Genomic DNA, 26,793 nt, shown 5'->3' with positions numbered 1-26,793 from the left:
CTGGGCGGGTGCTGCTGGGGCAGCAGTGGTGGGGCTGAGATTGCTGGGGCCGCTTTGCGGCCCTTTCGCGGCACAAGGCCGCTCCTACAATTGTTCAGCGTAAGCCAGGCCCTTGTAGGAGCGGCCTTGTGCCGCGAAAGGGCTGCGCAGCAGCCCCAAAAATCTCAAACCGCCAACCGCGAAGTCGAACCGATCACACTCTCCAGCACGCGAAAATCAATCCACTCGCGCACATCGAAACGCCGCGGTATGAACCCCCACCTGAACAGGAACTCGGTAAAGTCCTGCAGCGCCTCGATCGAGCGGCTGTCCAGGGTTGTGCGCAAGCGCCGGTGCGCGTCGTCGCCATAGGCCGCTGCCACCCAGTACTCGCTGGTGTTCAGCTCGCGCGCCAGAAAGCGCCGGGTCTCTTCCGGGTTAGCCCAGGCCCATTGCTCGGTGCGTAGCACGGTGTCGACCAGCGTGCGGCTGGCATCAAAGTGGTTTTCCAGCAAGTGCCGGTCCACGGTCAGCGTGCGCGGGGTGCCGTTGTTGCTGCGGATCAACGGGTCCGGGTGGCTGCCGGTGTCGACCACCACGCGCAGGCCGAACTCGTGGGCCAGGTGCACCGCATGCGCACCCTTGAGGAAGATGGCGTCGATGTCGCCACGCAGCAGGCCGATGAGCTCATTGTTGCGGCGGCTGAAGCGGCTGGTGTCCAGGCTCACTTCGGCGCCGTACAGGTGCTGCTTGGCGTCGTCGCTGTAGGTGCCGCCGTAGGGGTAGTCGACCAGCTCCACATCGGCTACCGCCAGGCCTTCGAGCTTCAGGGCGTTTTCCAGCCCGCGCAGGGCCTGGGCACGGGTGAAGTCGATCTGTACGTTGGCCCACTTGGGTATGCCGAAACGGCGGTTCTTCAGGTCGCGAATGCTGCGTACGCCGCTTTCTTCGGTGGTGAGGATCAACTGCACCTCATCACTCCACGACAGCCCCAGCACGCGGGTCTCGACGCCGCTTGCGTAGGCCCAGATTGCCGGGATGTTACCGCCGTGGCGCACCGAGTTCTGCAGGTGATGGTCGTAGTGGGCTTCGCGCACCTCGCGTTCGCTGGACTCGCGCAGCGACTGGATATTGGTGCCAAACGGCGTAAAGGCCTCGGCCAGCCGCCCCGACTGCACGGCGATGCCGAGGCCGGTGGGCACGGGGCTGTGGGTGTACCAGAGCGTTTCCAGGGGCTTGGTCATGGGGTAACGGGTTTCCTGTCCATTTGGAGGGGGGCCAGCAGTTGGTCCAGTGGTTGGCGAGTGATCCAGTCGCGCACCTCGAAGCGCGCCGGGATGAAGCGCCAGCGCTTGAGAAACTCGACAAAGTCCTGCAAGGCATCGATGGCCTGCTCGTCCAGGCGCGTGCTCAGGCGCAGGTGGGCGTCAGCGCCGTAAGCCACTTGCACCCAGTACTCGCTGCTGTTGGTTTCCCGCGCCAGGTAGCGGCGGGTTTCGTCGGGGTGTTGGTGGGCCCAGCGTTCGGCGCGCAGCACCGAGCCGAGCAGGGTGCGCACCACTTGCGGGTGCTGCGCCAGCAGGTGGCTGTCCACCGCCAGGGTGCGTGGCGTGCCGTTGTTGCTGCGGATCAGCGGGTCGGGGTGGCTGCCGGTATCGATCACCGTGTGCAGGGCAAAGGCGTGGGCCAGCTGCACGGCGCTGGCGCCCTTGAGGAAGATTGCATCGACCTCGCCGCGCAGCAAGCCGGCCAGCTCCAGGTTGCGGCCTTCGCTCTGGGTGCTGGACACCGGCGTGCCGGCCACGTTGCGCACCGGGCGGTCGCTGAAGGTGCCGTCGTAGCGGTAGTTGACCAAGTCCACGTCGCCCACTTGCAAGCCTGCGAGCTTGAGGGCGTTTTCCAGCCCGCGCAGGGCCTGGGCACGGGTGAAGTCGATCTGTGCGGCGGCCCAGTCGGGCAGGCCGAAGCGGCGGCCCTTGAGGTCTTTTACGGTGTGGATGCCGCTGTCTGGCCGGGTCAGGATCAACTGCGCTTCATCGGCCCACGACAGGCCGATGACCCGGGTGTCGCGGCCCTGGGCGCGGGCCCAGATGGCCGGAATGCTGCCGCCGTGGCGTACCGAATTGAGCAGGCTGTGGTCGAAGTGCGATTCGCGCACCGCCTGCTGGTCGGCTTCACGCAGGGACTGCACTTGGGTGCCGAGGCCGGCCAGGTCTTGCTGCAGCCAGCCTTGCTGCACGGCAATGCCCAGGCCGGTGGGCACCGGACAGCGGGTGTACCACAGGGTATCGAGGGGTTGGCTCATGTTCAGCTCCGGTCGGGTTCAGGCGCTGGCCTGCAAAGGGGTGGTGGTGGCAGCCTGCTGCACCAGCGGCAACACTTCCTGGCCGATGCGCAGGGCCTCTTCCAGGTGCGGGTTGGCGGCGAGGATGAAGGTGCTGAAACCGGCATCGCGGTATTCAGCCAGGCGTTCGGCGATATTTTGATGGCTGCCCACCAGGCCCACGGTGGGGCCGGGCTTGGCCTTGGCGAAGCCGGCCCACAGGTTGCGCGCCAGGATCAGTTCGTCGAAGCCCTGCAAGCCTTGGTGATAGGCCGCCTGGCGTGCACCGCCGACAGAGTCCGAGCCGGTCACAAAGCCCTTGGCGCTGGCGCTGGCCTTGCCTTCCAGGCGCTCGAACTGCTGGCGCAGCTCGCGCCAGGCTTGTTCTTCGGTCTCGCGGGCGAACAGGTCGACACGCAGGCCGAAACGCACGGTGCGGCCCTGCTTGTCGGCCAACTCGCGCACGCGTTCGATATGCGGCTTGAGCTTGTCGATCGGCTCGGCCCAGTTCAGGTACACATCGGCGTGGCGCGCGGCCACGTCCAGCGCCGCATCGGAAAAGCCGGAGAAGTACACGCCTGGTTTGCGTTCGTGTTGCAGGCCCGGCGGCAGGCTGCCGTTTTCCAGGCGGTAGATATCGCCTTCGTAGGAAAACTTGTCCTGCGTCCACAGGCCCTGGATCACGTCGAGGAATTCGCCGGTGCGCTTGTAGCGCAAGTCATGCTCCAGGAAGTCGCCATTGGCCCGTTGGCTGGCCGGGTTGCCGCCGGTGATGATGTTCCAGTCCAGCCGGCCACCGCTGAGGTTCTGCAGGATTGCCGCCTGCTGGGCGGCGTAGGCGGGCAGGGTCCAGGTGGCCTGGAAGGCGATCAGGAAGCGGATGCGCCGGGTTTCGCGGGCCAGCGCGGCGGCGGCTATCCACGGTTCCGGGCCGGTGGGCAGCAACGCACCTTCGAACCCGGCCAGCTCGGCGGCCTTGGCGACCTGGGCGATGTAGTCGATGTAGGTGAAGCCATCGGCCTGGCCATCGGGCAGGCGGCCGGGGGCGATGTTGCCTGGGCGGTGCGCGGGGTTGCCGCGGTTATGGCGGTCGGTGGACAGCTGCGGGCCGTCGGTGCCCAAGGGCAGGCGCCAGAAGAATTCGGTGGTCATGGGGGCTCCTGAAGGGGGAGGTGTGCGGATGGGGAGGGAGGTGCAACGGCTGTGCCATGCGTGCTGCATGGCCTGTGGGGCGGGGGTTTGAGGAGCAGACGGGGAGAGGGGTGCTGCTGTGGCAGCAGTGGGGCAGCAATGGATGCTGGGGTAGCAGCATGAACAGGCCCGGCCTCTTCGCGGGTGAACCCGCTCCCACAGGTACCTCACAGGTATTGAATGCTGTGGTGATCCTGTGGGAGCGGGTTTACCCGCGAAGAGGCCGGCAAGTCAGACTTCGATCTCCTCGGTTACAACCTCTCCAGCACTGCGCAGGTACGCGTCGTACAGCGCTGCATACGCCCCACTACGACCGATCAACTCGGCATGCGGCCCTTGCTCCACCACCTTTCCGTGCCGGACCACGGCAATCCGGTCGGCATCGCGAATGGTCGCCAGCCGGTGGGCGATGATGATGGCCGTGCGCCCCTGGCACAGCCTACGCAGCGCGCGCTGGATACGTCGCTCGGTGTGCACGTCCACTGCCGAGGTGGCTTCGTCCAGCACCAGCACCGCCGGGTCGGCCAGGTAGGCCCGCACCAGGCATACCAGCTGGCGCTGGCCATGGCTCAGGTGCGCGCCCAGCGGGCCGACTTCGGTGTGGTAGCGCTGCGGCAGGCGCTCTAGCACCTCGTCGGCACCCAGCTCACGGGCGGCGGCCACCAGTTGTGCATCGTCGGCAGCTGGCGCGGCCAGGCGCAGGTTGTCGAGGATGCTGCCACTGAACAGCACGTTGTCCTGCAGCACCACGCCCACGTTGCGCCGCAGGTCGTGCTGGGCCAGCGCGCGCAGGTCGATGCCGTCCAGCTTCACGGCGCCGTGCTGCACTTCGTAGAAGCGCGTCAGTAACTGCACCAGGGTGCTCTTGCCATGCCCGGAGGGGCCGACGATGGCCAGCACTTCACCGGCGCGGATATGCAGGTCGAGCCCGTCGATCACCGGGCGCGAGCTGTTAGGGGTATAGGCAAAGCCGACCGCGTCGAAGTCCACCTGGCCGCGCGCCCGGGTCAGGGCGTGTGGCGCTGGCGGGTCGAGCACTTGTGCGCGGGTGTCGAGCAGCAGGAAAATGCGCTGGGCTGAAGCGCTGCCGGTGGCGTAGCGCTCGAACAGGTCCGACAGCTCTTGCAGCGGCCCAAGGAACAGGAACACGTAGAACAGGCTCTCGGCCACCTGGCCCACGCTGACCTTGCCCTCGGCCAGACCATGAGCGCCGACCAGCAACAGTACGGCCATGCCGGCGGTGCTGAGTAACGCGGTAAACGGGGCGAACCAGCCGGCGCGCAGGCTGCCGCGGATCAGCGCCTGGTTGAAGTCTTCCAGCAGGCGTCGGTAACGTGCCTGGTTGGTCTGCTCTTGCCCGCATTGCTGGATCAGCCGCACCCCGCTCACACTTTCCACCAGGTGCGCGGTGAAGCGGCTGCGCTGCTCGGCTACCTTGGCCCAGTTGCGCTGCGAAACCCGTTTGAAGCGCCAGGTGGCCACGACCAGCAACGGTACCGTGGCAGCCAGGCTGTAAAAGAAGCTGGGGTCGATGCGCCACAGCATTACCGCTGCCAGGCCGCAGCGCAGCAAGGCGCCGAGCAGCTCGGGCGGGCCTTGTACCAGCAAGGGCTCCAGCGCATCCACGTCCCGGTCGGCACGGGAAATGATGCGCCCGGCACGGGTCTGGTCGAAGTAGCTCACCGACAGCGCCTGCACATGGGCGAACACGTTCACCCGCAGGGCGTTGAGCACGCCGATCGCCGCGCGCCCGGCAATGAACTGCGATACCCCGGCCAGCAGAAAGCGCCCCAGCCAGCTCGCGGCCAGCCCCAGGCCCAGCCACAGCACCAGGCGTTCGTCGAGCAGCCAGTGGTCGGCGCTGGGCACCAGGCCTTTGTCCAGCAGTTCGCGCACGAACCACGGGCGCAGGAACACGGTGAACACCAGCAGCAGTTCGATGCCGATCACGGCAAGGATCTGCCCGCGAATGGGCTGCAGCAGCGGCAGCAAACGGTGGAACATGCCCCGGTCCAGCGCCTGGCGGGCCAGGCGTTGTTCGATGTCGATATCGCTGGCGGGGGTGTGCTGCGCATCAGTCATGGTCGATCCCCAGCAAGTCGCGGTAATGGGCGTTGTTCGTGCACAGCTCGGCATGGCTGCCGTTGGCAGTGATGCGGCCGTTTTCCAGCATCAGCACGCGGTCGGCCAGCAGCAGGGTGGAGAGGCGACTGGTGATCAGCAGCAAGGTCGGGCCTTGGCCACTGGCGCTGTGCAGGCGGCGGATGTTGTGCAGCACCTGGCGTTCGCCCAGGGCATCCAGGGCGCTGGTGGCGTCGTCGAGGCAGAGGATATCGGGTGCGCCGAGCAGCGCCCGGGCCAGGCACAGGCGCTGGCGCTGGCCGCCGGACAAGGTCACGCCGCGATCGCCCAGCGGCGTGTCGAGGCCGTGGGGCAGGCGTTCCAGTACGTCCTCAGCAGCGGCCAGGCGCATATTTTCACGCAACTGGGCGTCACTGGCCTGCGGTGCGGCCAGGCGCAGGTTGGCGGCCAGGCTGTCGGAGAACAGAAAGCTCTCCTGGGCCAGCACCTGCACGCGGCGGCGCAGGTCGGCCAGGTCGAGGTCACGCACGTCGTGCCAACCTGCAGTATCGCTGCCGACCTGGACGCTGCCGTGCTGTACATCGGCCAAACGTGGCAGCAGGCTGGCCAGCAGGCTTTTACCTGTGCCGGTGGCGCCGACCAGCGCCACCACCTCACCGGGCAGCAGGGTCAGCGAGCAATCTTGCAGGATAGGCCGGCCAGCTTCTGCTGCACTGACTTGCACCTGGTTCAGCTTCAGCCCCAACGGCCCTTCGGGCAGGGTGGCATGGCCGCCGACGATGGCCGGGCGTTCGTCCAGCAGTTGCCAGATGCGTTCGGCGCTGGCGCGGGCATCGGCGAAGGTCTGCATTACCCGGCCTATGCCTTCGATGCGGAACACCAGCGTGGTGGCCACCAGCAGCGAAGTGACCAGCTCGCCGATGCCCAGCGCGCCGGCCGCCACGCGATGGGCGCCGTACACCAGGATCCACACATGCCCCAGCGCCACCACCGCCTGCGGCAGCGGAATGCGCGAACTGGCGTAGGCCAGGGCGGCGCGGGCATGGCCGGTGAACACCTCCACCTGCCGGGCGAAGCGGGCAATGCGCTGCTGTTCCAGGCCAAAGGCCTTGATCACCCGCACGCCACCGATGCCTTCGGCGAGGTCCTGGCTGACCTGGTCATAGGCGGCGCCCACGGCGCGGTCGAGGGTGACCAGGCGATCGGTCTGCACCACGAACAGCCATAGCCCGGCGCCGGTCAGCAGCAGTGGCACCAGCCCCAGCAGCGGGTCGTACCAACTCAACAGGCCCACCGCGACGATTACCACCAGCGGGGTTTCGATGATCTGCCGCCAGAAGGTGATCAGCGCGTCGCGCACTTTGTCGGCATCGCGGGTGGTGCGGGTGACCAATTCGCCCATGCCGTGCTGCCAGTGATAGCCCAGGTGCAGGCGCTGCACCTGGCTGAGGATGCGTTCCCGCAGGCGCGTGAGCAGGGCCTGGCTAAGCACCAGCGACAGCACGGCGGCGGCGTATTGCAGCAGGCCGCGGCCCAGGGCGATGGCCAGCAGCAGCCACAACCAGTGCCAGGCCACGCGGGCGTCCAGGCTGCCGTCGGCCAGGCGCAGCACGGCGCGGCCGGCGCTGACATCATCGACCGCATGGCCGATCAGCCACTGCTGCCAGGCCAGGCCGAGGTTGCCGGCAATGTACAAGGCAGCGACCAGAGCAAAGCGCCAAGGCATTTCGCGGTAGATGGCCAATGCCCGAAGAAGCGGGTGGTTCATGTTGATGCTCGATCAGAATGCGACGCCGCGCTTGTAGGAGCGGCCTTGTGCCGCGAATGGGGCGCGACACGCCCCCCGGCCCCAAATGGATTCAACGGCGGGTAGCGCCCTGGCTCTCCTTGGCATTGAGCACCGCCGTGTACTCCCCCGGGTCGGCCCCGTTCAGGTAGTAGTTGCCCACGTTGTGCAGCCGCCAGCGGATCGGGTCGTGGGTGGTGTGTACCCGGGCATTGCGCCAGAAGCGGTCGAGGTTCCACTTGCTCAGCGAAGCGCTGGCCCCCAGCAACGAGAACAGGTCGCTGGAAATCTTCAGCGATGCCGCATCGGAATGCGCACGGGCGGTAGCTACCGACAAGATCAGCTCATCCTGCAACGCCTTGTTCTCCGGGTCGCGCTCGTGTTCGTCGAACACCCGCGCCGCTTCGCGCAGCACCGACTCGGCGCCGCGCAGCGCCACGGCATACTCACCGATCTGGCGAATGACATGCGGCTCGTCACTGGCGCGCTCGACGCCGCTCTCCACCCAGGCCCGGGCATGCTCGCGCAGGTACTCGACAGCGGCCTGCAAGGCGCCAGCGGCGATGCCGGTGTCGATGGCGGCGTGGAGGATCTGCGGGAAGGTCAGGCCGGTGCGCTTCATCGGCCCGCTACGGCGGGTGAGGTAGCGCTCGTCGAGCACGATGTTGTCGAAATTTACCGTACCGCTTACCGAGTTCTGCTGGCCGAAGGCTTGCCAGTCATCGATCAGGGTCAGCCCGGGTGTGTCGCGATGCAGCAGCACGCCGACGCCGCCGTCTTCGCTGGCGGCGGTCAGCGAGATCCACTCGGCCAGGTAGGAACCGGTGGAGTAGAACTTGCTGCCGTTGAGTACCCACTGGCCATCGGCGCGGCGCTCGACGCGGGTCTTGAGGGCGAATTTGTTCTTGCCGCCGACTTCAGCCAGGGCGTTGCCGAAGCGCTTGCCAGCGAGCACGTCGGCAATCAGCCGGTCGCGTACTTCATCGGGGTAACCGGCGAAGATGCCGCGCAGCATCACGTTGTGAATCTGCAGCAACTGGCCGACGCCGCCGTCGGCGGTGGAGATCAGGCGCACGGTTTCGACCACGGTCTGCACCGAGGCACCGAGGCCGCCGAACTCGGCCGGTACGGCGATGGCGGTCAGGCCGCTGCTGGACAACAACTCGGCCTGGCGGTGGGGGAGCTGGCCATTATTGCGCGGATCGGCGGCCAGTTCGGCGATTTGCGCGGCGACCTGGCGGGCGGTTTCGATGGCTTCGGTTTCGCTGGTGAGGCGGCGGGCAGGGGAAGGTTCTATGGCACTCATGGAGGGGTCTCGAATTGTCTGAAGGGCCAGTGCGCCTGTTTCGCGGGCTTGCCCGCTCCCACAGAGGCTGCGGTCCCAACCTCCTGAGCAATATCTTTGCCACCCCTCCCCAGACCGCATCCTGCGCGGCTTTCACAGCATTTTGCTGCCTGCGCAGCAGTCATGTTGCTGATCTGGCAGCACCCCGCCCGCAATCCTGCTCCCAGCCAAGCACCCAACCACCTGGCGAAACAACCAATCCCAGGTAAATCAAGGCCTCCAGCGGTTGGCACGCACACTGCAATGGTGCTTGCACGACGCCCAAGGAGCCCCCCATGACCTTCGCAACCCCCACAGCAAAACGCCTGGCAGACGACCCCTCCGCCCTGGAACGCATCTGGTTCACGCGTTGCCCGGTGCCCACCGCCTCAGGCCTGGCCTACAAGCTCGGCTGGCTTGAGCAAGAGTTCGCCGCCGATGGCTTGCCTGTCTCGACCCTGCAGGAGGCCCGTCAGCTTGGCCATCACCACTACGATCACCAGCTGCCCGGGCTGTTTCGCGAAGGCGGGAATGTGCCGGCGCTGGCAGCACGTGCGGCTGGCTCGCCCAGCCGGCTGATCGGCCTGACCTGGATCGAGGAATGGCAAACCATCCTGGTCCGCCCGGATTCCGGCATCCGCAGCGCCGCAGACTTGCGCGGCAAACGCCTGGCGCTGCCGGCCTGGGGCGACAGCCGGCCTGGCAGCATTGCCCGGGCCATGAGCCTTCACGGTTACAAAGGCGCCCTGGCCTCGGCAGGCCTGCACCTCGATGACGTGCAACTGGTGGAAGTGGCCCTGCTCGACCAGGCCAGTGCCGCCACCTCGGAGCTGGGCTTGCAGCGGCTATGGTCGGGGCTGGAATACCTGGCGCGCGGGGAAGTCGATGCCGTGTACGTGAAAGGCGCGGCCGCCGCCGATGCCGCACGCCGGCTGGGCCTGGTGGTCGGCGTTGACCTCGATCTGCTGCCCGACCCACGCCACCGCATCAACAACGGCACCCCGCGGCCGATCACCGTGCATCAACGCCTGCTCGACAACCATTTCGACCTGGTGGTGCGCTTCCTTGCCCAGACCTTGCGTGCCGCCGAGTGGGCAGCCGGCAACCGCGACGCGCTCAACCGCATTCTCGAAGAAGAAACCCGTGCGGGCAGCCAGGGCGTGGCCGAGGCCTACCGCGGTGACTTCCACACCACCCTGGCGCCGGACCTGTCCGCACAGCGACTGGCCTTCCTCGGCACACAAAAGGCCTTCCTGTACCTGCACGGTTTCCTCGAAGCCGATTTCGACATCGCCGACTGGGTCGACCCGCGGCCTCTGCAAGCTGCCCACGAACTGCTGGCCCAGCGCCGCGCCTGACCTGACTGGAGATTGAACATGACCGTACTGATCAACGAACGCCCCGTCACTGCCGAACTGCAAGCCTTCATCGACCAGGTAGTGGCCGAAGCCGAAGCGGCCTTCACCGTATTTCGCGAAACCAACACCATCACCGCCAACGGCACGGTCGGCTTCATCGAGCGTGTGCCGGGTGAAGAGCTGCTGGTGTCGGTGAACTACGGCGGGCCGTGGAACTACCGCAAGCCGCTGCAGGCCACCGTCACCGACTTTGCCGGCAACGTCATCGTCGGCAAGGGTAAAGGCGGTTTGGGCCGTTACACCAAGCTGTTCCAGACCCACCCCGACGTCACCACCGTGTCGCACGTGCACAGCCCGTACCTGGGTGCCTGGGCGCAAACCCACCGCACCTTGCCGTTCCACTACGTGCCGGTACAGCGCTACCAGCTGGCCCGCGAGCTGCCGGTGTACATCGACCGGCGCCAGGCCGAGGTGGACTTCATCCTCGACAAGATCGCCGAGAACCCGTTCAACCTGGCAATCCTGGAAGCCAACGGCGGCGCCACGGTGTGGGGCAAGCAGGGGCTGCGGGCCACGGCGGAGTTCATCCTGTTGCTGGAGGAGGGGGCGCAGATCCAGTTGCTGGCCGATGCCTTGGGCGGGTCGCGGCCTTACGGGCCGGGGGTGCTGACCCAGCAGTGGAAGATGAGCGGGTTGTACGACCGTGCAACCGAACTGGGCCTGGTGCCTGGCATCGATCGGCGTAACTGACCCCGTTTCAGCCCGCCCACGCACTCTGTAGGAGCAGCCTTGTGCTGCGAAAGGGCCAGTCCAGGCACTGCATCTGCATCGGTAGTACCGGCCTCTTCGCAGCACAAGGCTGCTCCTACAGGACCGCGTTGGCAGCCTGATCCACCATTTCAAGCAAGGACCCGCCCCATGGCAGTAAAAATCCTCTGGTACCTCACCACCCCCGACGGCCCCTATCCCTGGGAGCCCGAAGGCCGCTGGCACACCGATTTCGAACACCTCAAGCAACTGGCTATCGCCGCCGACCGCCTGGGCTACTACGGTTCGCTGCTCGGCTCCAGCCCCAACGAAAGCCTGGCCGTGTCGGCAGCGCTGATCGACGCCACCAAGCGCCTGCGCTTTCTGGTCGCCCAGCACCCAGGCGAGTTGTCGCCAGCGGTGTTGGCCAAATGGGCGCTCACCTTCGACCAGTTCTCCAACGGCCGCCTGCTGTTCAACGTGGTCAACGGCAATGACGCAGGCTTGGCCACATTGGGCGTGCATTACCCGCACGACGAACGCTACGACTTCAGCCTGGAATACTGGCGCGCCTTCCAAAGCTTCTACGCAGGCGAAACGGCGGGTTACGACGGCCGATACGTCAAGCTGTCACCCCGTTCGCCCGCCGCAGCCCATCACCCGCTGGGCGGTTGGCACCCACCCAGGCAAAAGCCCGGCATCCCGCTATGGGGCGCCGGCACGTCGGCACCGGGCGTGGCCCATTCGGTGCAACTGCTCGATGTCTACCTGAGCTTCGCCGACACCCCGCAAAAGCTCGGCGACAAGTTCCGCCGGGTGGCGGCCGAGGCGGCGAAGATCGGCCGTGAGCTGACTTACGGCACCCGCCTGCAAGTGATTGTGCGCGAAACCGAGGAAGAGGCCTGGGCCCATGCAGAGCGCCTGTTGCAGCGCACCTCGCTGGCCACCGCGCGCGCGGCCATCGAACGCCAGTTGCCTGCCGGGCAAACCTTCGACAGCTACGTCAGCGACGACCCGCGCATCCAGCGTAACCTCGACAGCATCCGCGCCGGGCGCCTGCCCACGGCCCGCGAGCTGGAGATCTACCCCAACGTCTGGCTGGGCCCCAGCCTGTTCGGCTTCAACATCCTCGGCCCTGCCGCCGGCACTTACCTGGTCGGCAGCGCCGAACAGGTCGCCGAGCGCATCCGTGAGTATGAGGCCCAAGGCACGTCGGCATTCATCCTGTCGGGCTTCCCGCTGATCGATGAGGCGCACCGGGTGGCAGACCTGCTATTCCCGCTGCTTGACCTGGACCATGGCTTCGAGGTGCCGCGCCTGGGCGCAGTCAGCAAGCCCGGCGTGGCGCAACCGGCGTAAGGAGAGGGTGATGAGCGAGCTGTTTTCGCGCCGGGTGTTTCTCGGCAACAGCCTGGCCGTTGGCGGCAGCCTGCTGCTCGGCGGCGGGCTGCTCAGTGGCTGCGACAGCGGCGCGCCGGCAGCCGCCAGTGCGGCGCTGCCGGGCACGCCGGTGCGCGGTGGGCGCTTGCGGGTGGGCATTATCGATGGCGACCAGGCCGGCAACCTTGATGCGCACAAGCCGGTGGGCGGCGGCATCATCCGTGGCTGGGCGCTTTACGCCAAGTTCTGGGAATGGAACGCCGACGTCAGCACACGCCTGGCACTGGCCGAGTTCGCCGAGCCGAATGCCGACGCCAGCGCCTGGACTATCCGCCTCAAGCCTGGGCTGGAGTTTCACCACGGCAAAAGCATCACCGCCGACGACATGCTGTTTTCCATCCTGCGCCTGACCGACCCGCAGCTGGCCTCGCCCTTCGCCGGGCTGGTCGGCGCTATCGATCGGCAGGCCCTGCGCAAGCTGGACGAGCGCACTGTCGAAATACGTTTCAAGCAGGGGCAAAGCTTCTACCCGCTGGATGAAACGCTGATCAGCTTCGGCGGCATCGTCCCCACCGACTACCACCCGGTGACCAACCCGGTCGGTGCCGGGCCGTATCGGCTGAAAAGTTTCATACCTGGCCAGCGCTCGCTCTACACCCGTTTTGAAAACTACTACAAGCCCAACCGCCCCTATGCGGACGAGCTGGAAATCATCGAATTCAAGGACCAGGTGTCGCGGGCCGCAGCGCTGCGCGCCGGTCAGATCGACGTGGCCAGTGGCGTGCAGGCCGAGCACAGCGCGTTGCTCAAGGCCGACCCACGGCTGCGCCTGTATGCCTCACCGAGCACCTCGTTCACCGGCTTCAACCTGAACCTGGCCAAGGCGCCGTTCCAGGACGTACGGGTACGCCAGGCATTTCGCTTGCTGGCCGACCGCCAGGAACTGGTGGCACGCGGGCTCAATGGCTTTGGACGGGTGGCCAACGACCTGTATTCGCCCCACGACCCCACCTACAACCACGCCATTGCCCAGCGCCCATACGACCTGGACCAGGCGCGCTCGCTGCTGCGCCAGGCGGGGCAGGACGATTTGCGTGTGGAACTGACCACCACGCCAGGGCCTGGCGTCAACGCCGCGCTGGTGTTTGCCCAGCAGGCCCTGAAGGCCGGGGTGCAGGTGAAGGTCAATCAGGTGGACGGGTCCGTCTTCAACGGCCCGCAACGTGAGCAATGGCAGCTGTCGCCGGGCTCGACCCCGGCGCGCGGCTTTCTGGCCTCGGCGCTGCACAACGATGCACCGCAGGCCATCTACAACCGTAGCAACTTCCACGACCCGCGCTTCACCGAACTGTTCCAGCAGGCCCTGGCCCAACCCGACCTGGCGCGGCGCACGGCCTTGGTCCACGAAGCCCAGGCCATCCAGCACGAACGTGGCGGGTTGCTGATCTGGGGCTTTTCCGACGTGCTCGATGCGGCGTCGGCCAAGGTTGGCGGGCTTGCCCCGGAACAGACCACCTTCGCCTCCTGGCGCTTTGACGAACTCTGGTTGAACCCCAATGCCTGATCCTCGACACACGCCACGCACGCCGGCCTGGCTGGCCTGGTTCATCGGCCGCCTCGGTTACGGGTTGCTCACGGCATGGGTGATCAGCCTGGTGGTGTTCATCGCCACCCAGGCGCTGCCGTCGGACCCTGCGCGGGTGATTCTCGGCCCGGATGCGCCGCTGGAAAGCATCCTCACCCTGCAACGGCAACTGGGCCTCGACCAGCCGATCCTGGTGCAGTACCTGCGTTGGCTAGGCGCAGCACTACGTGGGGACCTGGGCATTTCACTGGACTCACAGGTGCCGGTGGCGCAGCTGCTGTTCGGCCGGTTGGGCCACACCCTTGCCCTGCTGGCCGGGGTTTTGGCGCTGGTGGTGCCGGTGGCCCTGCTGCTGGGGGTGAGCCTGGCCCTGCGCCGCGACAGCCGGCTGGACCGCTGGGGGCTGTCGGCGCTAATTCTGCTCAAGGCCACGCCGGGCTTTTTGCTGGCCATCGGCCTGGTGCTGTTGTTCTCCATGCCGGGCATGGGCTGGCTGCCGGCGGTGTCGATCCTCGACCCGCAGTTGCCGCTGTGGCGGCAGTGGCCGTCGCTGGTGCTGCCGGTGCTGGCCCTGAGCCTGACGGCGCTGCCGTACCTCACGCGCATGGTGCGGGCCTCGATGATCGAGGCGCTGGAGTCCGAGTATGTGATTGCCGCGCGCCTGCGTGGTATCCCCGAGCGGCGCATCGTCTGGCGGCACACCTTGCCCAATGCCCTGACCCCGGCGATCCAGGGCGTGGCACTGACCCTGCGCACACTGGTCGGCGGCGCGCTGCTGGCCGAGGTGATCTTCAGCTACCCGGGCATCGGCACTGCATTGAACGCGGCGATCCAGATGCGCGACCTGCCGATGATCCAGGGTGTGGTGCTGGTCATTACCCTGGCGGTGGTGCTGATCAACCTGCTGGCCGACCTGCTGACCGTATTGCTCACCCCCAAGCTGCGCACGGCGCGCCGGGTGCGGATGATCCGCCGTATCCGGCGCGGCATTCGGCCCTGGTGGCGACGCGCACGCAGCACCCCTGCCCAGGAGGCGACCCATGATTGAATCCCGTTGGCTGGCCGACCCACAGGTGCGGCGTGGCGCTGTGATCACCTTGCTGGTGGCGCTGCTGGCCGCTTTCGGCCCCTGGCTGGCACCCAATGCGCCCACGGCGATGGTCGGGCCGGTGTACGGCCCCCCGGCTGCCGGGGCACCGCTGGGGCACGATTTTCTGGGCCACGACCTGCTCTCGCGGTTGCTCAGCGGCGGCCTGTCGGTGCTATGGATGTCGGTGGCGGCAGCCACCCTTGCACTGCTGGTGGGCGGCAGCCTGGGCCTGTTGGCCGGGTTCTCGCGCAGGCGCCTGGACCAGGCGATCAGCTGGGCGGCGGACGTATCGCTGGCGTTTCCGGACCTGATCCTGGTGCTGCTGATCGTGTCCATGCTCGGCCGTGCACCTTGGCTGATCGTGCTGACCGTGGCCATCGCTTTTACCCCGGGGGTAATCCGTCTGGCCCGTGGCAGTGCCGTGGCGGTGGCCGGGCAGGAGTACGTCGAGGCGGCGCAGATGATGGGTTACCCGCGTTGGCGCATCCTTTTTCATGAAATCCTGCCGAACATCCTCACGCCCCTGCTGGTGCACTTCGGCAACATGCTGACCTGGGCGGTGGGGATGCTGTCCGGCTTGAGTTTTCTGGGCTACGGGGTGGCACCGCCGGCGGCGGACTGGGGTTTGATGATCAACGAAAACCAGGCCGGCCTGCTGGTGCAGCCCTGGGCCGTGCTGGCACCTGCATTGCTGATCGGGGTGTTTGCCTATGGCACCAACATCCTGGCCGAAGGGATTGGCCGGGCCAGTGCAAGGATTGGGGAGAAGCAGCCATGAGCGCGCTGTTGAATGTGGCCAGTGAAGTGTTGCAGGTCAGCGACCTGCGGGTAGAGCTGGCGGGGCAGGTCGAAGTGCTGGCCGAGGTGTCGTTCAGCCTTGCAGCAGGCGAAATTGTTGGCCTGGTGGGCGAGTCCGGCTCCGGCAAGACCACCTTGGCCACGGCGTTGCTGCGCCATGCCCGGCAGGGTGCGCGCATTGTTGGCGGGCAAGTGGTGGTGGCCGGGCAGTCGCTGCTCCAGCTCGAAGGCGAGGCCTTGCGCCTGGCCCGTGGCGGGCTGGTCGGCTACGTGGCCCAGGACCCGGCCACGGCGCTGAACCCTGCGCTGCGCCTGGGGGCCTTGTTGCGTGAAACCCTGTTGGCGCACCAGCCTGCGCTGTCGCGTGCGGCAGTGCGCCAGCGCATCGGCGAAACCCTGCTGGATGTGGGCCTGCCCGATGACGAGGCCTTCCTGCGGCGGTTCCCGCATCAACTGTCTGGCGGGCAGCAACAGCGGGTGATGCTGGCCCTGGCGTTCGTCTTGCGGCCAAAGCTGATCGTACTCGACGAACCCACCACCGCACTGGACGTGACTACCCAGGCCCATGTGCTGCAGACCCTCAAGCGCCTGTGCCGTGACCAAGGTGTGGCGGCGCTGTACGTCACCCATGACCTGGCGGTGGTGCGTGACCTGGTCGACCGGGTGATGGTGATGTACGCCGGGCGGCTGGTGGAAGTGGCCGGGCGTGAGGCGTTGTTCCGCGCGCCGTCGCATCCCTACACCCGCGCGTTGCTCGCGGCCATTCCCGACATTGCCCGGCGCCAGCCGTTGCAGGCGATTGCCGGGCATGCGCCAGCACCAGGGCAGCGCCCGGACGGCTGTGCATTTGCGCCGCGCTGCGGCAGGCGTCGTGCAGAGTGTTCAGTGATCGAGCCGCCGTTGCTGGCGCATGACGGCGGGCATCGGGTGGCCTGCCTGGTGCCGCACCGAGAGCCGCTGCCCATTGGTGAGGTGGCTGCCGAGGCCGCTGCTGCGCCGGGCGACGCGGTGTTGCTGGAGGTCTGCGGGCTGGATGTCGCTTACGATCGGCAGGTGCTGTTCGATGTTTCCTTGCGGGTGGGCCAAGGGGAGTGCCTGGCGCTGGTGGGCGAGTCGGGTTCGGGCAAGACCAGCCTGGCCAGGGCCATTGCCGGGCTGGGCGAAAACGTTCAGGGGCAAATGAGCTACGCCGGCGAGCCTTTGGCGTTTGCCGCGCGCGAACGCGATGCCCGGCTGCGTCACCAGATCCAGTATGTGTTCCAGAACCCCTATCGGGCGTTGAACCCAAGGCAGACCATCGGGCAAACGCTCAGCGCGCCGTTGGCGCACTTTTTCGGGGTACGCGGTGGTGAAGCGCGCGAGCGGGTCGAGGCCGTGCTGGAGCGGGTGTCGCTGCCGGCGCGTGTGGCTGGTTTGTATCCGCACAGCTTGTCCGGTGGCGAGCGCCAGCGCGTGGCGATTGCCCGGGCGTTGATCTGCGAGCCGAAGTTGCTGGTGTGTGATGAGATCACTTCCGCGCTGGATGTGTCGGTGCAGGCGTCGATACTGGCCTTGCTGCAGCGGTTGCAGGGGGAGGGGCTGACGTTGTTGTTCGTCACCCATGACCTTGGGGTGGTGCGGGCGATTGCCGACCGCGTGCTGGTGTTGCGCCAGGGGCGGGTGGTGGAGCAGGGTATTGCCGATCAGGTGCTGGGGCGACCGGTTGATGCTTATACCCGCACGCTGGTGGAGCATTCGCCCAGGTTGCGGGTTGGCCTCTAGGTGTATGCCTTGGGTTGTGCGGTGCCTGTGAGACCGAGCGCCGCCCGCGCGGCGCTTCGCAGCACAAGGCTGCTCCTACATCTGTTTCGGGCCAGTGACGCCTGCACCAACGCGCGCGGCCGCCTTGTTCGTCCGGCACCATATCGAGGTGGACGCAAAGGGGCCGCGCGCCACCTTCACAGGAGAAATTGGCCCGAAACAGATGTAGGAGCAGCCTTGTGCTGCGAAGCGCCGCGCGGGCGGCGCTCGATCTCACAGGCGCCAAGCAACCCAAGGCATGCACCCGGCAACCCAGATGCACCCAAAGCCATACCCCCCACCTTCACCCCACAAACCGGGCCTGGCGCCGCCGCACCTCCTCGCGCACCGCCGGAATCACCCAGCGCCCGTAATCCACCGTGTCATACAGCGGGTCATAGCCCCGGTTGAGAAAGGTGGTCACCCCAAGGTCGACATAATCGAGCAGCGCCTGGGCTACCGTCTCCGGCGTGCCCACCAGCGCGGTGGTATCGCCATAGGCGCCCACCGCAGTCGCCGTCGGCATCCACAACGCCCGGTCATGCCGGTCGGCGCGGGCGGCAGCGGCGAGCAGGCGTTCGGAGCCGGTGCCCTTGATGCGTTTCTGCCAAGGGCTGTCGGCCGCAAATTGCGGGTTGGCCTTGATCTGCGCGAGGATCTGCTCGGCACGCTGCCAGGCTTGCTCCTCGGTGGCACCCAGGATCAGCCGCACCGACAAGCTGACCCTTGGCGCCGCCACGCCTGCAGCGTTTGCGGCAGCCTTGAGTTTGCCGATCTGCTCGGCGACGCCACTCAGCGGCTCACCCCACAGGGCATACAGATCAGCATGTTTGACGGCGATCTGGTAGGCGATGTCGGACGAGCCTCCGAAGGAAATCGGGATATGCGGCTGCTGCAGCGGCTTCACCGGTGAAAAGGCACCCTTGATATTGAAGTAGCGGCCCTCGAAGTCGAACGGCTCCTCGGCCGTCCAGGTGCGACGAACAATCTCCAGGTATTCGTCGGCACGCCGGTAGCGCTCGGTCTTGTCCAGCAGGGTGTCACCCTCCTGCGGCTCGGCGGTGATACCGGTGATTGCATGCAGGCGGATACGCCCGCCGCCGGTGGTGTGGTCGAGGGTGGCGAATGCCCGTGCGGCCACCGTTGGGGCGGTGAGGGCCGGGCGGTGGGCGATCATGAAACCCAGGCGTTCGGTGTGCGCGGCAGCATAAGCGGCAATCTGCAGGCTGTCGGCGCTGCCGGGACCGCTGGCGATCAGCACCCGGTCGAACCCCGCATGCTCATGGGCGCGGGCGTGGTGACGGATGAACGGCAGGTCGAAGTCGGGTGTGCGTACGCCACGGGTCTCGGACCACTGGCGGGGGAAGATCATGCCGACAAATTCAATGGACATGGCTAAGGCCTTTCAGGTTGAGGAGGAATCAGAATTGGTAATCGACCTGGGCCAGCAGCGTGCGGCCCGGCATCGGTTGCAAGAAGGTGTTGGTGGAGCCAGCCAGGCCACTGACGAAATTCAGCTCGTCGGTAACGTTGAGCATGCGCACCGTCACGCCCCACTGCGGCTGGCGGTAGTACACGGCAAGATCGAGGTTGTATTCGTCCGGCACTTTCACCGTCTTGCTCAGGTTCAGGTACCAACTGCTGGTCCACCAGCCGGAAAGCTCGACGCCAAACCCTGAGTCGAAGCGGTAGTCGACATACCCGCCGGCGTTGTATTCGGGGATCTGCACCGCATCGAACTTGCCGGACGGGCGCTGGTTGAGGCTGTTGTTGTCGCCGAACACAGTGCCGTTGTCGGGGATGAAACCGGCCGAGGCGAACCCGGCCTGGCTGGTGAACTCGTTGTAGGCGCTGATGCGGCTGAGGTTGAGGCCGCCGCGCAGGTGCTGGTCCTGGTAGCGCAGGGTCGCTTCCCAGCCTTTGACGATCAGCCGGGCAATGTTGTTGTTGCTGTCCGGCGACTGGTCGCGCGCCTGTTTGTAGGCAGCCAGGGTGAAGAACAGCTGGTCGGGCACAGCCTCCACCTTCAAACCGACCTCATGCAACACGCTCAGGCTCTCGAAGGCCAGTGGGTTGAGCTGGTTGGCCCCCGTGCCGCTGCCCCAGCCCAGGCCGTTGGTGAAGAAGCCGGTATTCACCGCGAGGGAACGGTCGAACGTGTAGTACAGCGTGCTGTTTTCGGTGGGTTTGAAATAGGGGCTGACCTGCACCGAGAACAGCCGGTAATTGTCCGAGTCCTTGCGCGGGTTGCCGCCGGGCAGCACGAAGGGGTTTTCGATACGTGCGTCGATCCAGCTGCGGCTGGCGCCTACGTTCAGGCCCACGCGCTCGCCCAGGCGCAGGTTGTGCTGGCTGAACAGGGTCTTGGTGGTCCAGGTGCTGTCGGCGGTGTAGGGCGCTACCGATTCGGCATACAGGCCATGCCCGGCCGGGTACATGGCGGGCAGGTTGAGCCAGCCGTAGTAGTTGGAAAATTGCGGCACGCCGGGTTGGCCGATCCAGGCAGCGTTGCCACCGGCGGGGTTGCGGCCGCTCAGGCCGAGCAGGTCGCCGGGGTTCTTCAAAGTCGGGTCAAGGGTCAGGTCATAGGCGTTGATGGTGCTGCCGAAGCTGTTGTTGGCGGCGATCGACTCGTTGCGCTCGCGGCGGTAGATCAGCCCGGTGTTGCTGTCGTCGATCAGGGTCAGGTCGCCCAGCTGAAATTGGCCACGGGCGCGGAACTCGAAGCGGTTGTCGAAGATGTCGTCCTTGCCCTGTACCTGGAACGCCCCGACGGCATCGGTGGTGTCGGTGGAGTGCTGGTAGAAGGTGCTGTTGGCCAAGGTGATCGACGGGGTCAGGTCGCCTTCGACGCGCAGCTGCGTGGTAAAGCGCCGCGAACGGTTTTCGTCCTGCGCGCGCTGGCCGGTTTGTGACGATAAGGAGGTCAGGCCGTTGCCCGCCAGCGACGGGTCATAGACCCAGCCACGCAGGCTGCCGGGGTTGGCCTGGGTGTTGGGCGACGCGCCCTGGAAGCTGCCGTTGACCACCTGGTACTGGCCCTGGGCATTGCGCTGGCGCTGCACCCAGCCGAGCACCTGCGCGTCGGCTGCACCGGATGACAGCACCGGTGACCACAGGGTGTTGCCGTTCTGGATGATCGGTGTGGCGCGGCCGGCGTAGTACTTGCCGTGGTCGACCAGGTCCTGGGTGGCGCGGTTCCAGCCGTGGGTGATGTTGTAGTCGTAGTAGTCGTCGTAGGCGGCGTTCCAGTCCACCCGCAGGTTGTCGTTGCGCCAGGCGAGGGCACCGTAGAAGGCGTCGAAGTTGTTCTCGACATTGTCGTAGAAGTCTTCCTGGCGTTGGCGGGTGATGCTCACTCGGTAAGCCAGGTTGTCCGTCAGCGGGCCGGTGTTGTCGATGCTGAACTTGGTGGCATCGCGTGATTCGCCATCGGGGATCCAGCTGCCGATTTCGCCGCTCAGCTTGGTGCGGAAACGGTTGAAGTCGGGCTTCTTGCTCAGGTAGTTGACGTAGCCGCCACTGCCGCTGACCGAGCCGTAGGTCACCGACGACGGCCCGGCGACGATGTCGGCGCCTTCGTAGGCGTTGAAGTTGGCCGGGTGGCGCACGCCGTAGGCGCGCTGGCCATCCTGGAACACCTCGGTATTCTGCCCGCGCATCTGCGGGGCGATGCCGGCGTTCTGGCCACCGCCGCGGGTGATGCCGGGGGCGTACTTCACCAGGTCGTCGGAGCTGCGGATCGGGTCGTTGGCCAGTTGTTCGGCGTTTATCTGGGTGACCGAGCGCGGGGTGTCCAGCACTTTGGCTTCGAGGCCGCCGTAGATCGAGGCGGGCGGCCGGGTGGGCAGGGCATCGTCGTCAGTCTGTTCGGCCTGCACGGTGACGGTTTGCAGTTGGGTGTCTTCGGCGTGGGCCAGCGTCGCGCTGGCGGCCAGAATGGCCAGCGCCAGTGCGCTGGTCTGGAATTTGGGGTGCAGCAAGGTAACGCGGGGCATTGGCTGGGCCTCGTTCAATAGCAGGAATGTGGGAGAAGCGAGGGCGCAGCCGCGCCTGCGGTTGATATGTCTGGTCTGGCACGGTCGTTGTAGGAGCGGCCTTGTGTCGCGATAGGGCCGCAAAGCGGCCCCGGCAATCTATGTATCGATGCTGAAATCCTGGGGCCGCCTTGCGGCCCTATCGCGACACAAGGCCGCTCCTACAGAAAGCGGACCGCGTAGTAACGGGATCAGGTTTTCAGCCACAGGCTCTCGAATCGCCATGTACTGAACAGCGACTGCTCCGCCTGTGCACCACCCACACGTGTGCTGACACTGTCGAGCAGGTCGGCAAAGCCCCATATCAGCATGCCGCCGCGCTCGTACTGGATGCGTTGCGCACGGTGCACCAGCGCCTTGCGTTGCTCCAGGTCCGGCTGGGCCATGGCAGCGAGGAAGGCCTCGCTGAATTCGCGGTCGTGGAAGTGGGTCTTGTTGGCTACTGCGAACGGCGCGTCGGTGTGGATGGCACTGGCCAGGAACGGCGCACCAATGCTGCCCCCTGTACTTAATGTCCAGTCGTCGCGCTGCGGGCCCTGGAAGGTGGCCAGGTCGACCTGGCGCACGTTGAGGGTGACGCCGATACGTCGGGCCTGCTCGGCCAAGACCAGGGCCGAAGCCAGCCCCGGCCCTGGAGTGGTCACCAGTTCCACCTGCAACTGTTCATGGCCGGCTTCGCGCAGCAACTGCGCTGCCCGCTGTGGGTCGTAGGGGCGCGGGCCGATGCTGTGGTCGAAGGTGGGGTCGAACGGTGCATACAGGTCGTTGGCCACCCGGCCCTGGCCGTTCAGCGCACGGCGCACCAGTTCCTCGCGGTCGGCCAGCAGGCGGAACGCCTCCCGCACGCGCGGGTCGTCGAACGGCGCCTTGGCGATATTCATGTCGAACGACAGCCAGTTGCCGCTCACCGACTTCAGCAGCCGCAGCCGTGGGTCGGCCTGCAGCACTTGCAGGTGCTCTGTGGACATGACGTTGGCCATGTCGATCTGCCCCGCACGCAACGCCGCCAGCCGGCCGGTCTGGTCCTTGAAGTCGATGATCTCCAGTTCATCGGCGTAGGGCTTGCCAGGCTTGTAGTAGTTGTCGAAGCGGGTGAACAGCGAGCGCTGGCCCGGGGTGAAGCTTTTCAGTTTGTACGGCCCGGCACCGACCGGGTTGGTGACCGGGTGGTAATCCACCGGCACGATGCCGCCGAAGTTGACCCAGGTTTCCGGCAGCGGCAGGTAGCTGCGCCCTTCGCGAAAGCCCAGGCGCACGGTGCGGTCGTCCAGCTTGACCAGGTTGTCGCGGTCGACCCAGTGCAGCAGCGCCGCATAGGGCGAGGCCAACTGCGGGTCGGTGAGGCGGCGGATGGAGAAGATCAGGTCGTCGGCGTCGATGGTCTTGCCGTGGTGGAATTCCAGCCCCGGTTTCAGCCGCAACGTCCAGCTGCTGGCATCGGCATTGGGCTCGGCGAATTCGGCCAGGGCCAGGCGCGGCTGCATCTGCTCGTCCCATTCCCACAGCTTGCTGTACAGGGCAAAGCCACGCACGATGCCGCTGCCGATGGGCTTGTGGGCGTCGAGGTTGCCGCTCTGGTTGCCGTCGATGATGCCGAGGCGCAGGCGCCCGCCATGGCGCGGCTGGTCGGAGGCGGCATGGGTCGGGCTGTCGGCGGGGCCGCAGCCGGCCAGCAGCCCGCCCGCCAGCACGCCGGCGTGGCCGAGGAAGCCGCGCCGGCTCAGTGGGTAACCGTCCCTGGCCATGGCGTCAGGCCCCGTTGCTGGCGTGCAGTTGCACGGGTTCGGCTAGCGGGCGGGCAAGGGCAGCGCGCTGTGCACGGAAGTGCGGCAGGATATGCTCGCCGATGCGGTAGGCCTCTTCCAAATGCGGGTAGCCGGCGAGGAAGAACAGGTCGACACCGATGCTGTGGTACTCGCGGATACGCGCCACCACACTGGCATAGCTGCCCACCAGCGCGCAGCCCGGCGGGACGCCGATGTAGCCGAAACCGGTCCACACATTGGGGTGGATGAAGAAGTCGTCGAACGCCTGCTGCTCGTCATGGTCGCTGTAGCCGTGCTCGTAGCTCAGCTTGCGCGCCGTGCGCAGGCCGGCGTGGGCGGCGCGGGCCTTGACCGTGCCCTTGGCCACGCCTTCGTCGAAGAAACGCTTGGCCTCGGCCAGTGCGGCTGCTTCGGTCTCGCGGGCGATCACGTCGATGGACAGGCCAAAGCGGATGTCGGTACGGCCCCACTTCAGCGCGCGGGCGCGGATGTCGGCGATTAGCGCGGCGATCTCGTCCGGGTGCTCGGCACGCATCAGGTAGAAGTCGGCGTGCTTGGCGGCGAACTCCCGCGCTGCCACCGACGAGCCCGCGGTGCAGATCAGCGGCAACTCGGCTTTTTTCAGCGGGCCGCGCAGCCCACCGCCCTCGGCGCGGTAGTAGGTGCCTTCGTAGTGGAACTGCTCGTTATGCCAATAGCCGCGCACCACGTCCATGAATTCGGTGGCGCGGGCGTAGCGTTGGTCATGGTCTTCAAAGTCGCCGACCTGGCGCTGGATGGCATCGGAACCGCCGTTGATGATGTTCCACACCAGGCGGTTGCCGGTGGCGCGCTGGTAGGTCGCGGCCTGCTGCACGGCCACCCAGGGGGTGTAGTGATAGGGCTGGAACGCGGTGACGAATTTCAGCGTGCGGGTTTCCCGGGCCAGCAGCGAGCACACCGTCCATGGCTCTTCGCCGGTGGGGGCGTTGACCATCAGCGCGCCACCAAAGCCGTTTATTTCCGCGGCGCGGGCGATTTGGCCGAGGTAGTCGATATAGGTGAAGTGGTCTCCTACGGCAAACCCCGACACCGCGCCGGTGCTGGCCCCGCCCGCATGCCAGTCGCCACGGTTGCGTGGGTCGCCGGGGAGGAACTGGGTTTCGCCATGCAAGGGCAGGCGGGTGAAGAATTCGATACTCATGGGCGGGCCTCCTTACTGGACGCTTGGGCTGCAATTGGGGGTAACCGGCTGGCCGCTGATGACCTGGCGGGCGAAGGGGATCGAGTCCTTCAGCGAGGCATTCACCGTTTCGCTGTGGCCCAGGCCCTTGTACAGGTGGCCCTGCACCACCGAGCCGGCCTTGCAGGCGTCCTGCATCAGCGCCACCTGGGTGGCGGCGGCGGGGGTCTTGTCCTCGGCGCCGGTGCCGATGAAGATCGGCTGGGCCAGTTTCAGGGTCGGGTACGACACCTGCGCCAGCCATGGCTTGAGCTGGTCGCCCTTGTAGTCTTTCTTGGCGTTGGCCGGGGTCAGGCCTGTGCCGACCACGTCGCTGACCAAGGCTGACAGGCAGCTGGTGCGCGCCTGCTCGAACAGCGGCAAGGCCTTGTCGGTGTAGAAGTCGCGGGGGTCGATGCTCGGGTCGTACTGCTGCGCCGCCAGCAGGGTGTAGAAGCCATAGGCCAGGGCCGGGTCGACCTTGTCCTGGTCCTGTTCACCGACATTCTTCGAGCCCACGGTGTAGATCACCCCCGTGCCGATACTGCCCTTGACGCCCAGCTTGGGCGCATAGGTCGCCGCATAGGCACCCGCGGCAAAGGCCCCCGCGCCACCTTGCGACTGGCCAATGATCAGCACCTTGTCGGCTAGCCCCGGCACGCCGGCTACCACAGCCTTGGCAGCATCGAGAATGCCGTAGGCCGCCATGCGGTTGTTCAGCAGCGGGTGGCCGCCCGGCACACCGAGGCCCTGGTAGTCGGTGGCGACGATGGCGTAGCCCTCCTCGAGCCAGCGGTTGAGGTATTGCACGTCGCGGTAGCTACGCCCAGCCCAGGACGGCGCGCAGATATCCGCCACGCCGACTGTGCCATGGCCCCAGCTGGCGACCGGCCAGCCGCCCGCAGGTGCCTTGCCTTTGGGTATGAACAATGCGCCGGAAACCACGATCGGGGTCTTGCCGTCGATGCCATCCAGCGAGGTGTACAGAATGCGTTGCGCGCTGGCCGCATTGGGCAGGCTGAGCGCCTGGTCCAACGGTTCGCTGCGTAGCAGTTTACCGGGCGTGGCGGGGATGGCCTTGCTCCAGGTGTAGAACGCCGACACACGGCCATCGCCCTGTTGCGGGTCAGGTTTGGGCGCGTACGTTTCGGCGGCCGAGGCACCGATGGAGAGGGCCAGGGCGCTGAGGCCGAAGATGAGCGAAGCAGGCAGTTTCATGGGTAAGGCTCTCAAGGTTGTTGGCTGATCTGGGCGTCGAGGGACGGCCAGTAGTGGGTCAGTTGCAGGTCGATCAGCGCCTGGCGGGTAAAGCCCGTGGCCAGGTCGCTGGTGATGTCGTAGGGCGTGCGGATCAGCCGGTTGGCCAGGGCGTACTGGCCCAGGGCGTCGTAGTGGGCCTTGAGCTGGGCATCGCTTTTCGGCGCCCAGCGCGCCTTCCACGCGACCGGGTCGTCCTGGTCGTCCCGACGCAGCACGCTTTCGCTCACACCGGCACGCGAAGACAGCCCGTAGTAGGCGTCGCGGTTCTGCTCCTGGGAGATCCACCAGGCCGCGCGCACCCAGGCGGTGGCCACCAGTTGCGTCAGGTCGGCGTGCTGCTGCACGAAGCGGTCAGTGCCCCACAGGTCCGAGACGAGCCGCCAGTCGTTGGCGCCTTGCTTGGTCGACCAGAGGATGCGCGCCACGCCTTTGTCTTCCAGGGCATAGGCTTCGTTGAGCAGCACGGCGGCGTCGACCTTGCCGGCGGACACCGCAGCGGCGCCCACCTGTGGGTTGAGGTTGGCGATCTTGAAGTCGCTGAGTGCCAGGCCCTTGCTTTGCAGGAAGTTGCTGAAGGCGAACTCCCATGGGCGGCCGCGGTGCAAGGCCAGGCGCTTGCCCTTGAGGTCCTGGATGCTGCGCACCGTCGAGTCGCTCGGTACTACCAGGTAGATGTTGTTGCCGCTGCCGCCCGGTACCACCAGCTTGCCCGGCACCTGGCCGGCACCGGCGATGACCGAAGGCAGGTCGCCGCGTACGGCAAAGTCCAGGCTGTTGTTGCTGAAGCCTTCGTTGATTTGCGGCCCGGCGCCGGCGTGGGGCAGGGCGGTCCATTGCAGTTTCACGCCGCGGGCGGCCAGTTGCTGTTCCAGCCAGCCTTCTTCGATCACTCGCCCGGGGATGCCGCCGAACACCGGCGCTCCACCCTGGGTGAACGCGACAATGGCAATGCGCACCGCCGCCGGTGGCTCGGCTGCCAGCGCAGCCAGGCTGAGGAACAGGCCGCCCAGCAGGGCGAGGGCATTACGCCAGGGATTGTTCATGTGCAGCTCCAGGCAAAGGTTCTACAGGCCAGGAGCGAAATGCATGCCAGCATGCCATGAAAGG

Annotated in this window: 19 protein-coding genes; 7 read left to right on the top strand and 12 right to left on the bottom strand. The window is 66.6% G+C overall.

Translation table 11 applies throughout. The features are described 5' to 3' along the window. Positions 1 to 164: 164 nt before the first annotated feature. From ABI582_RS02035 to ABI582_RS02010, 6 genes are all read right to left on the bottom strand, one after another. Positions 165 to 1,223, bottom strand: coding sequence for an ABC transporter substrate-binding protein (locus tag ABI582_RS02035; protein WP_016486035.1), 1,059 nt, complete (start codon positions 1,221 to 1,223; stop codon positions 165 to 167). After that, entirely contained in the window at positions 1,220 to 2,284 is a 1,065-nt protein-coding gene (locus ABI582_RS02030) for an ABC transporter substrate-binding protein (protein ID WP_338746893.1), read from the bottom strand. Before ABI582_RS02030 ends, ABI582_RS02035 begins: the two co-directional genes overlap by 4 nt. A gap of 18 nt (positions 2,285 to 2,302) precedes the next feature. Continuing rightward, positions 2,303 to 3,454, bottom strand: coding sequence for an LLM class flavin-dependent oxidoreductase (locus ABI582_RS02025; protein WP_234225674.1), 1,152 nt, complete (start codon positions 3,452 to 3,454; stop codon positions 2,303 to 2,305). 270 nt (positions 3,455 to 3,724) lie between these two features. Then, entirely contained in the window at positions 3,725 to 5,575 is a 1,851-nt protein-coding gene (locus ABI582_RS02020) for an ABC transporter ATP-binding protein (RefSeq protein WP_442118253.1), read from the bottom strand. Beyond that, entirely contained in the window at positions 5,568 to 7,343 is a 1,776-nt protein-coding gene (locus ABI582_RS02015) for an ABC transporter ATP-binding protein (RefSeq protein ID WP_442118252.1), read from the bottom strand. The genes ABI582_RS02020 and ABI582_RS02015 overlap by 8 nt, the downstream gene beginning before the upstream one ends. Positions 7,344 to 7,434: 91 nt before the next feature. Further along, entirely contained in the window at positions 7,435 to 8,667 is a 1,233-nt protein-coding gene (locus ABI582_RS02010) for an acyl-CoA dehydrogenase family protein (protein WP_442118251.1), read from the bottom strand. A 314-nt stretch (positions 8,668 to 8,981) separates the two neighbouring features. Between ABI582_RS02010 and ABI582_RS02005 the strand changes: the two genes are divergently transcribed. The 7 genes from ABI582_RS02005 (at position 8,982) to ABI582_RS01975 (ending at position 17,404) form a co-directional block, all read left to right on the top strand. Beyond that, positions 8,982 to 10,043: an ABC transporter substrate-binding protein gene (locus ABI582_RS02005; RefSeq protein ID WP_442118250.1), complete on the top strand. Its 1,062-nt coding sequence runs from the start codon at positions 8,982 to 8,984 to the stop codon at positions 10,041 to 10,043. 18 nt (positions 10,044 to 10,061) lie between these two features. Further along, on the top strand, positions 10,062 to 10,793 hold the full coding sequence (locus ABI582_RS02000) for a class II aldolase/adducin family protein (RefSeq protein ID WP_442118249.1): 732 nt from the start codon (positions 10,062 to 10,064) through the stop codon (positions 10,791 to 10,793). 168 nt (positions 10,794 to 10,961) lie between these two features. After that, a complete protein-coding gene (locus ABI582_RS01995; RefSeq protein WP_063422876.1) occupies positions 10,962 to 12,149 on the top strand; it encodes an LLM class flavin-dependent oxidoreductase in 1,188 nt (395 codons plus the stop codon). A gap of 10 nt (positions 12,150 to 12,159) precedes the next feature. After that, a complete protein-coding gene (locus ABI582_RS01990) occupies positions 12,160 to 13,734 on the top strand; it encodes an ABC transporter substrate-binding protein (protein ID WP_442118248.1) in 1,575 nt (524 codons plus the stop codon). Continuing rightward, positions 13,727 to 14,803: an ABC transporter permease gene (locus ABI582_RS01985; RefSeq protein WP_442118247.1), complete on the top strand. Its 1,077-nt coding sequence runs from the start codon at positions 13,727 to 13,729 to the stop codon at positions 14,801 to 14,803. The genes ABI582_RS01990 and ABI582_RS01985 overlap by 8 nt, the downstream gene beginning before the upstream one ends. After that, a complete protein-coding gene (locus ABI582_RS01980; RefSeq protein WP_442118246.1) occupies positions 14,796 to 15,623 on the top strand; it encodes an ABC transporter permease in 828 nt (275 codons plus the stop codon). Before ABI582_RS01985 ends, ABI582_RS01980 begins: the two co-directional genes overlap by 8 nt. Beyond that, the gene (locus ABI582_RS01975; RefSeq protein ID WP_442118245.1) at positions 15,620 to 17,404 is read left to right on the top strand and encodes a dipeptide ABC transporter ATP-binding protein; all 1,785 of its coding nucleotides are present in this window, start codon (positions 15,620 to 15,622) and stop codon (positions 17,402 to 17,404) included. Before ABI582_RS01980 ends, ABI582_RS01975 begins: the two co-directional genes overlap by 4 nt. Before the next feature lie 322 nt (positions 17,405 to 17,726). Here ABI582_RS01975 and ABI582_RS01970 read toward each other — a convergent pair whose 3' ends face one another. The 6 genes from ABI582_RS01970 to ABI582_RS01945 all read right to left on the bottom strand — a co-directional run bounded on the left by ABI582_RS01970 (position 17,727) and on the right by ABI582_RS01945 (position 26,729). Further along, positions 17,727 to 18,815, bottom strand: a complete 1,089-nt coding sequence (locus ABI582_RS01970; RefSeq protein ID WP_016500375.1) for an LLM class flavin-dependent oxidoreductase — start codon at positions 18,813 to 18,815, stop codon at positions 17,727 to 17,729. Between the two features lie 28 nt (positions 18,816 to 18,843). Next, the gene (locus ABI582_RS01965; RefSeq protein ID WP_442118244.1) at positions 18,844 to 21,420 is read right to left on the bottom strand and encodes a TonB-dependent receptor; all 2,577 of its coding nucleotides are present in this window, start codon (positions 21,418 to 21,420) and stop codon (positions 18,844 to 18,846) included. 230 nt (positions 21,421 to 21,650) lie between these two features. After that, positions 21,651 to 23,204: an ABC transporter substrate-binding protein gene (locus ABI582_RS01960; protein WP_442118243.1), complete on the bottom strand. Its 1,554-nt coding sequence runs from the start codon at positions 23,202 to 23,204 to the stop codon at positions 21,651 to 21,653. Between the two features lie 4 nt (positions 23,205 to 23,208). Next, positions 23,209 to 24,408 (bottom strand): LLM class flavin-dependent oxidoreductase, encoded by a 1,200-nt coding sequence (locus ABI582_RS01955; protein WP_442118242.1) that lies wholly within the window; start codon positions 24,406 to 24,408, stop codon positions 23,209 to 23,211. Between the two features lie 12 nt (positions 24,409 to 24,420). Next, positions 24,421 to 25,644, bottom strand: a complete 1,224-nt coding sequence (locus ABI582_RS01950) for a lipase family protein (protein ID WP_442118241.1) — start codon at positions 25,642 to 25,644, stop codon at positions 24,421 to 24,423. Positions 25,645 to 25,655: 11 nt separating this feature from the next. Beyond that, complete coding sequence (locus ABI582_RS01945) at positions 25,656 to 26,729, bottom strand: ABC transporter substrate-binding protein (RefSeq protein WP_442118240.1); 1,074 nt, start codon at positions 26,727 to 26,729, stop codon at positions 25,656 to 25,658. Positions 26,730 to 26,793 lie beyond the last annotated feature (64 nt).

Source organism: Pseudomonas sp. SAS7 (assembly GCF_052112345.1).
GTDB classification, from domain to species: Bacteria; Pseudomonadota; Gammaproteobacteria; order Pseudomonadales; family Pseudomonadaceae; genus Aquipseudomonas; species Aquipseudomonas putida_Q.
The sequence above is the reverse complement of the archived record's forward strand: the minus strand, read 5'-3'. Positions and strand labels throughout refer to the sequence as shown.

What these genes read in the sequence shown, in the direction of transcription:
- ABI582_RS02035 (WP_016486035.1), bottom strand. Translation starts at nt 1,223, where the DNA reads ATGACCAAGCCCCTGGAAACGCTCTGGTACACCCACAGCCCCGTGCCC.
- ABI582_RS02030 (WP_338746893.1), bottom strand. Translation starts at nt 2,284, where the DNA reads ATGAGCCAACCCCTCGATACCCTGTGGTACACCCGCTGTCCGGTGCCC.
- ABI582_RS02025 (WP_234225674.1), bottom strand. Translation starts at nt 3,454, where the DNA reads ATGACCACCGAATTCTTCTGGCGCCTGCCCTTGGGCACCGACGGCCCG.
- ABI582_RS02020 (WP_442118253.1), bottom strand. Translation starts at nt 5,575, where the DNA reads ATGACTGATGCGCAGCACACCCCCGCCAGCGATATCGACATCGAACAA.
- ABI582_RS02015 (WP_442118252.1), bottom strand. Translation starts at nt 7,343, where the DNA reads ATGAACCACCCGCTTCTTCGGGCATTGGCCATCTACCGCGAAATGCCT.
- ABI582_RS02010 (WP_442118251.1), bottom strand. Translation starts at nt 8,667, where the DNA reads ATGAGTGCCATAGAACCTTCCCCTGCCCGCCGCCTCACCAGCGAAACC.
- ABI582_RS02005 (WP_442118250.1), top strand. Translation starts at nt 8,982, where the DNA reads ATGACCTTCGCAACCCCCACAGCAAAACGCCTGGCAGACGACCCCTCC.
- ABI582_RS02000 (WP_442118249.1), top strand. Translation starts at nt 10,062, where the DNA reads ATGACCGTACTGATCAACGAACGCCCCGTCACTGCCGAACTGCAAGCC.
- ABI582_RS01995 (WP_063422876.1), top strand. Translation starts at nt 10,962, where the DNA reads ATGGCAGTAAAAATCCTCTGGTACCTCACCACCCCCGACGGCCCCTAT.
- ABI582_RS01990 (WP_442118248.1), top strand. Translation starts at nt 12,160, where the DNA reads ATGAGCGAGCTGTTTTCGCGCCGGGTGTTTCTCGGCAACAGCCTGGCC.
- ABI582_RS01985 (WP_442118247.1), top strand. Translation starts at nt 13,727, where the DNA reads ATGCCTGATCCTCGACACACGCCACGCACGCCGGCCTGGCTGGCCTGG.
- ABI582_RS01980 (WP_442118246.1), top strand. Translation starts at nt 14,796, where the DNA reads ATGATTGAATCCCGTTGGCTGGCCGACCCACAGGTGCGGCGTGGCGCT.
- ABI582_RS01975 (WP_442118245.1), top strand. Translation starts at nt 15,620, where the DNA reads ATGAGCGCGCTGTTGAATGTGGCCAGTGAAGTGTTGCAGGTCAGCGAC.
- ABI582_RS01970 (WP_016500375.1), bottom strand. Translation starts at nt 18,815, where the DNA reads ATGTCCATTGAATTTGTCGGCATGATCTTCCCCCGCCAGTGGTCCGAG.
- ABI582_RS01965 (WP_442118244.1), bottom strand. Translation starts at nt 21,420, where the DNA reads ATGCCCCGCGTTACCTTGCTGCACCCCAAATTCCAGACCAGCGCACTG.
- ABI582_RS01960 (WP_442118243.1), bottom strand. Translation starts at nt 23,204, where the DNA reads ATGGCCAGGGACGGTTACCCACTGAGCCGGCGCGGCTTCCTCGGCCAC.
- ABI582_RS01955 (WP_442118242.1), bottom strand. Translation starts at nt 24,408, where the DNA reads ATGAGTATCGAATTCTTCACCCGCCTGCCCTTGCATGGCGAAACCCAG.
- ABI582_RS01950 (WP_442118241.1), bottom strand. Translation starts at nt 25,644, where the DNA reads ATGAAACTGCCTGCTTCGCTCATCTTCGGCCTCAGCGCCCTGGCCCTC.
- ABI582_RS01945 (WP_442118240.1), bottom strand. Translation starts at nt 26,729, where the DNA reads ATGAACAATCCCTGGCGTAATGCCCTCGCCCTGCTGGGCGGCCTGTTC.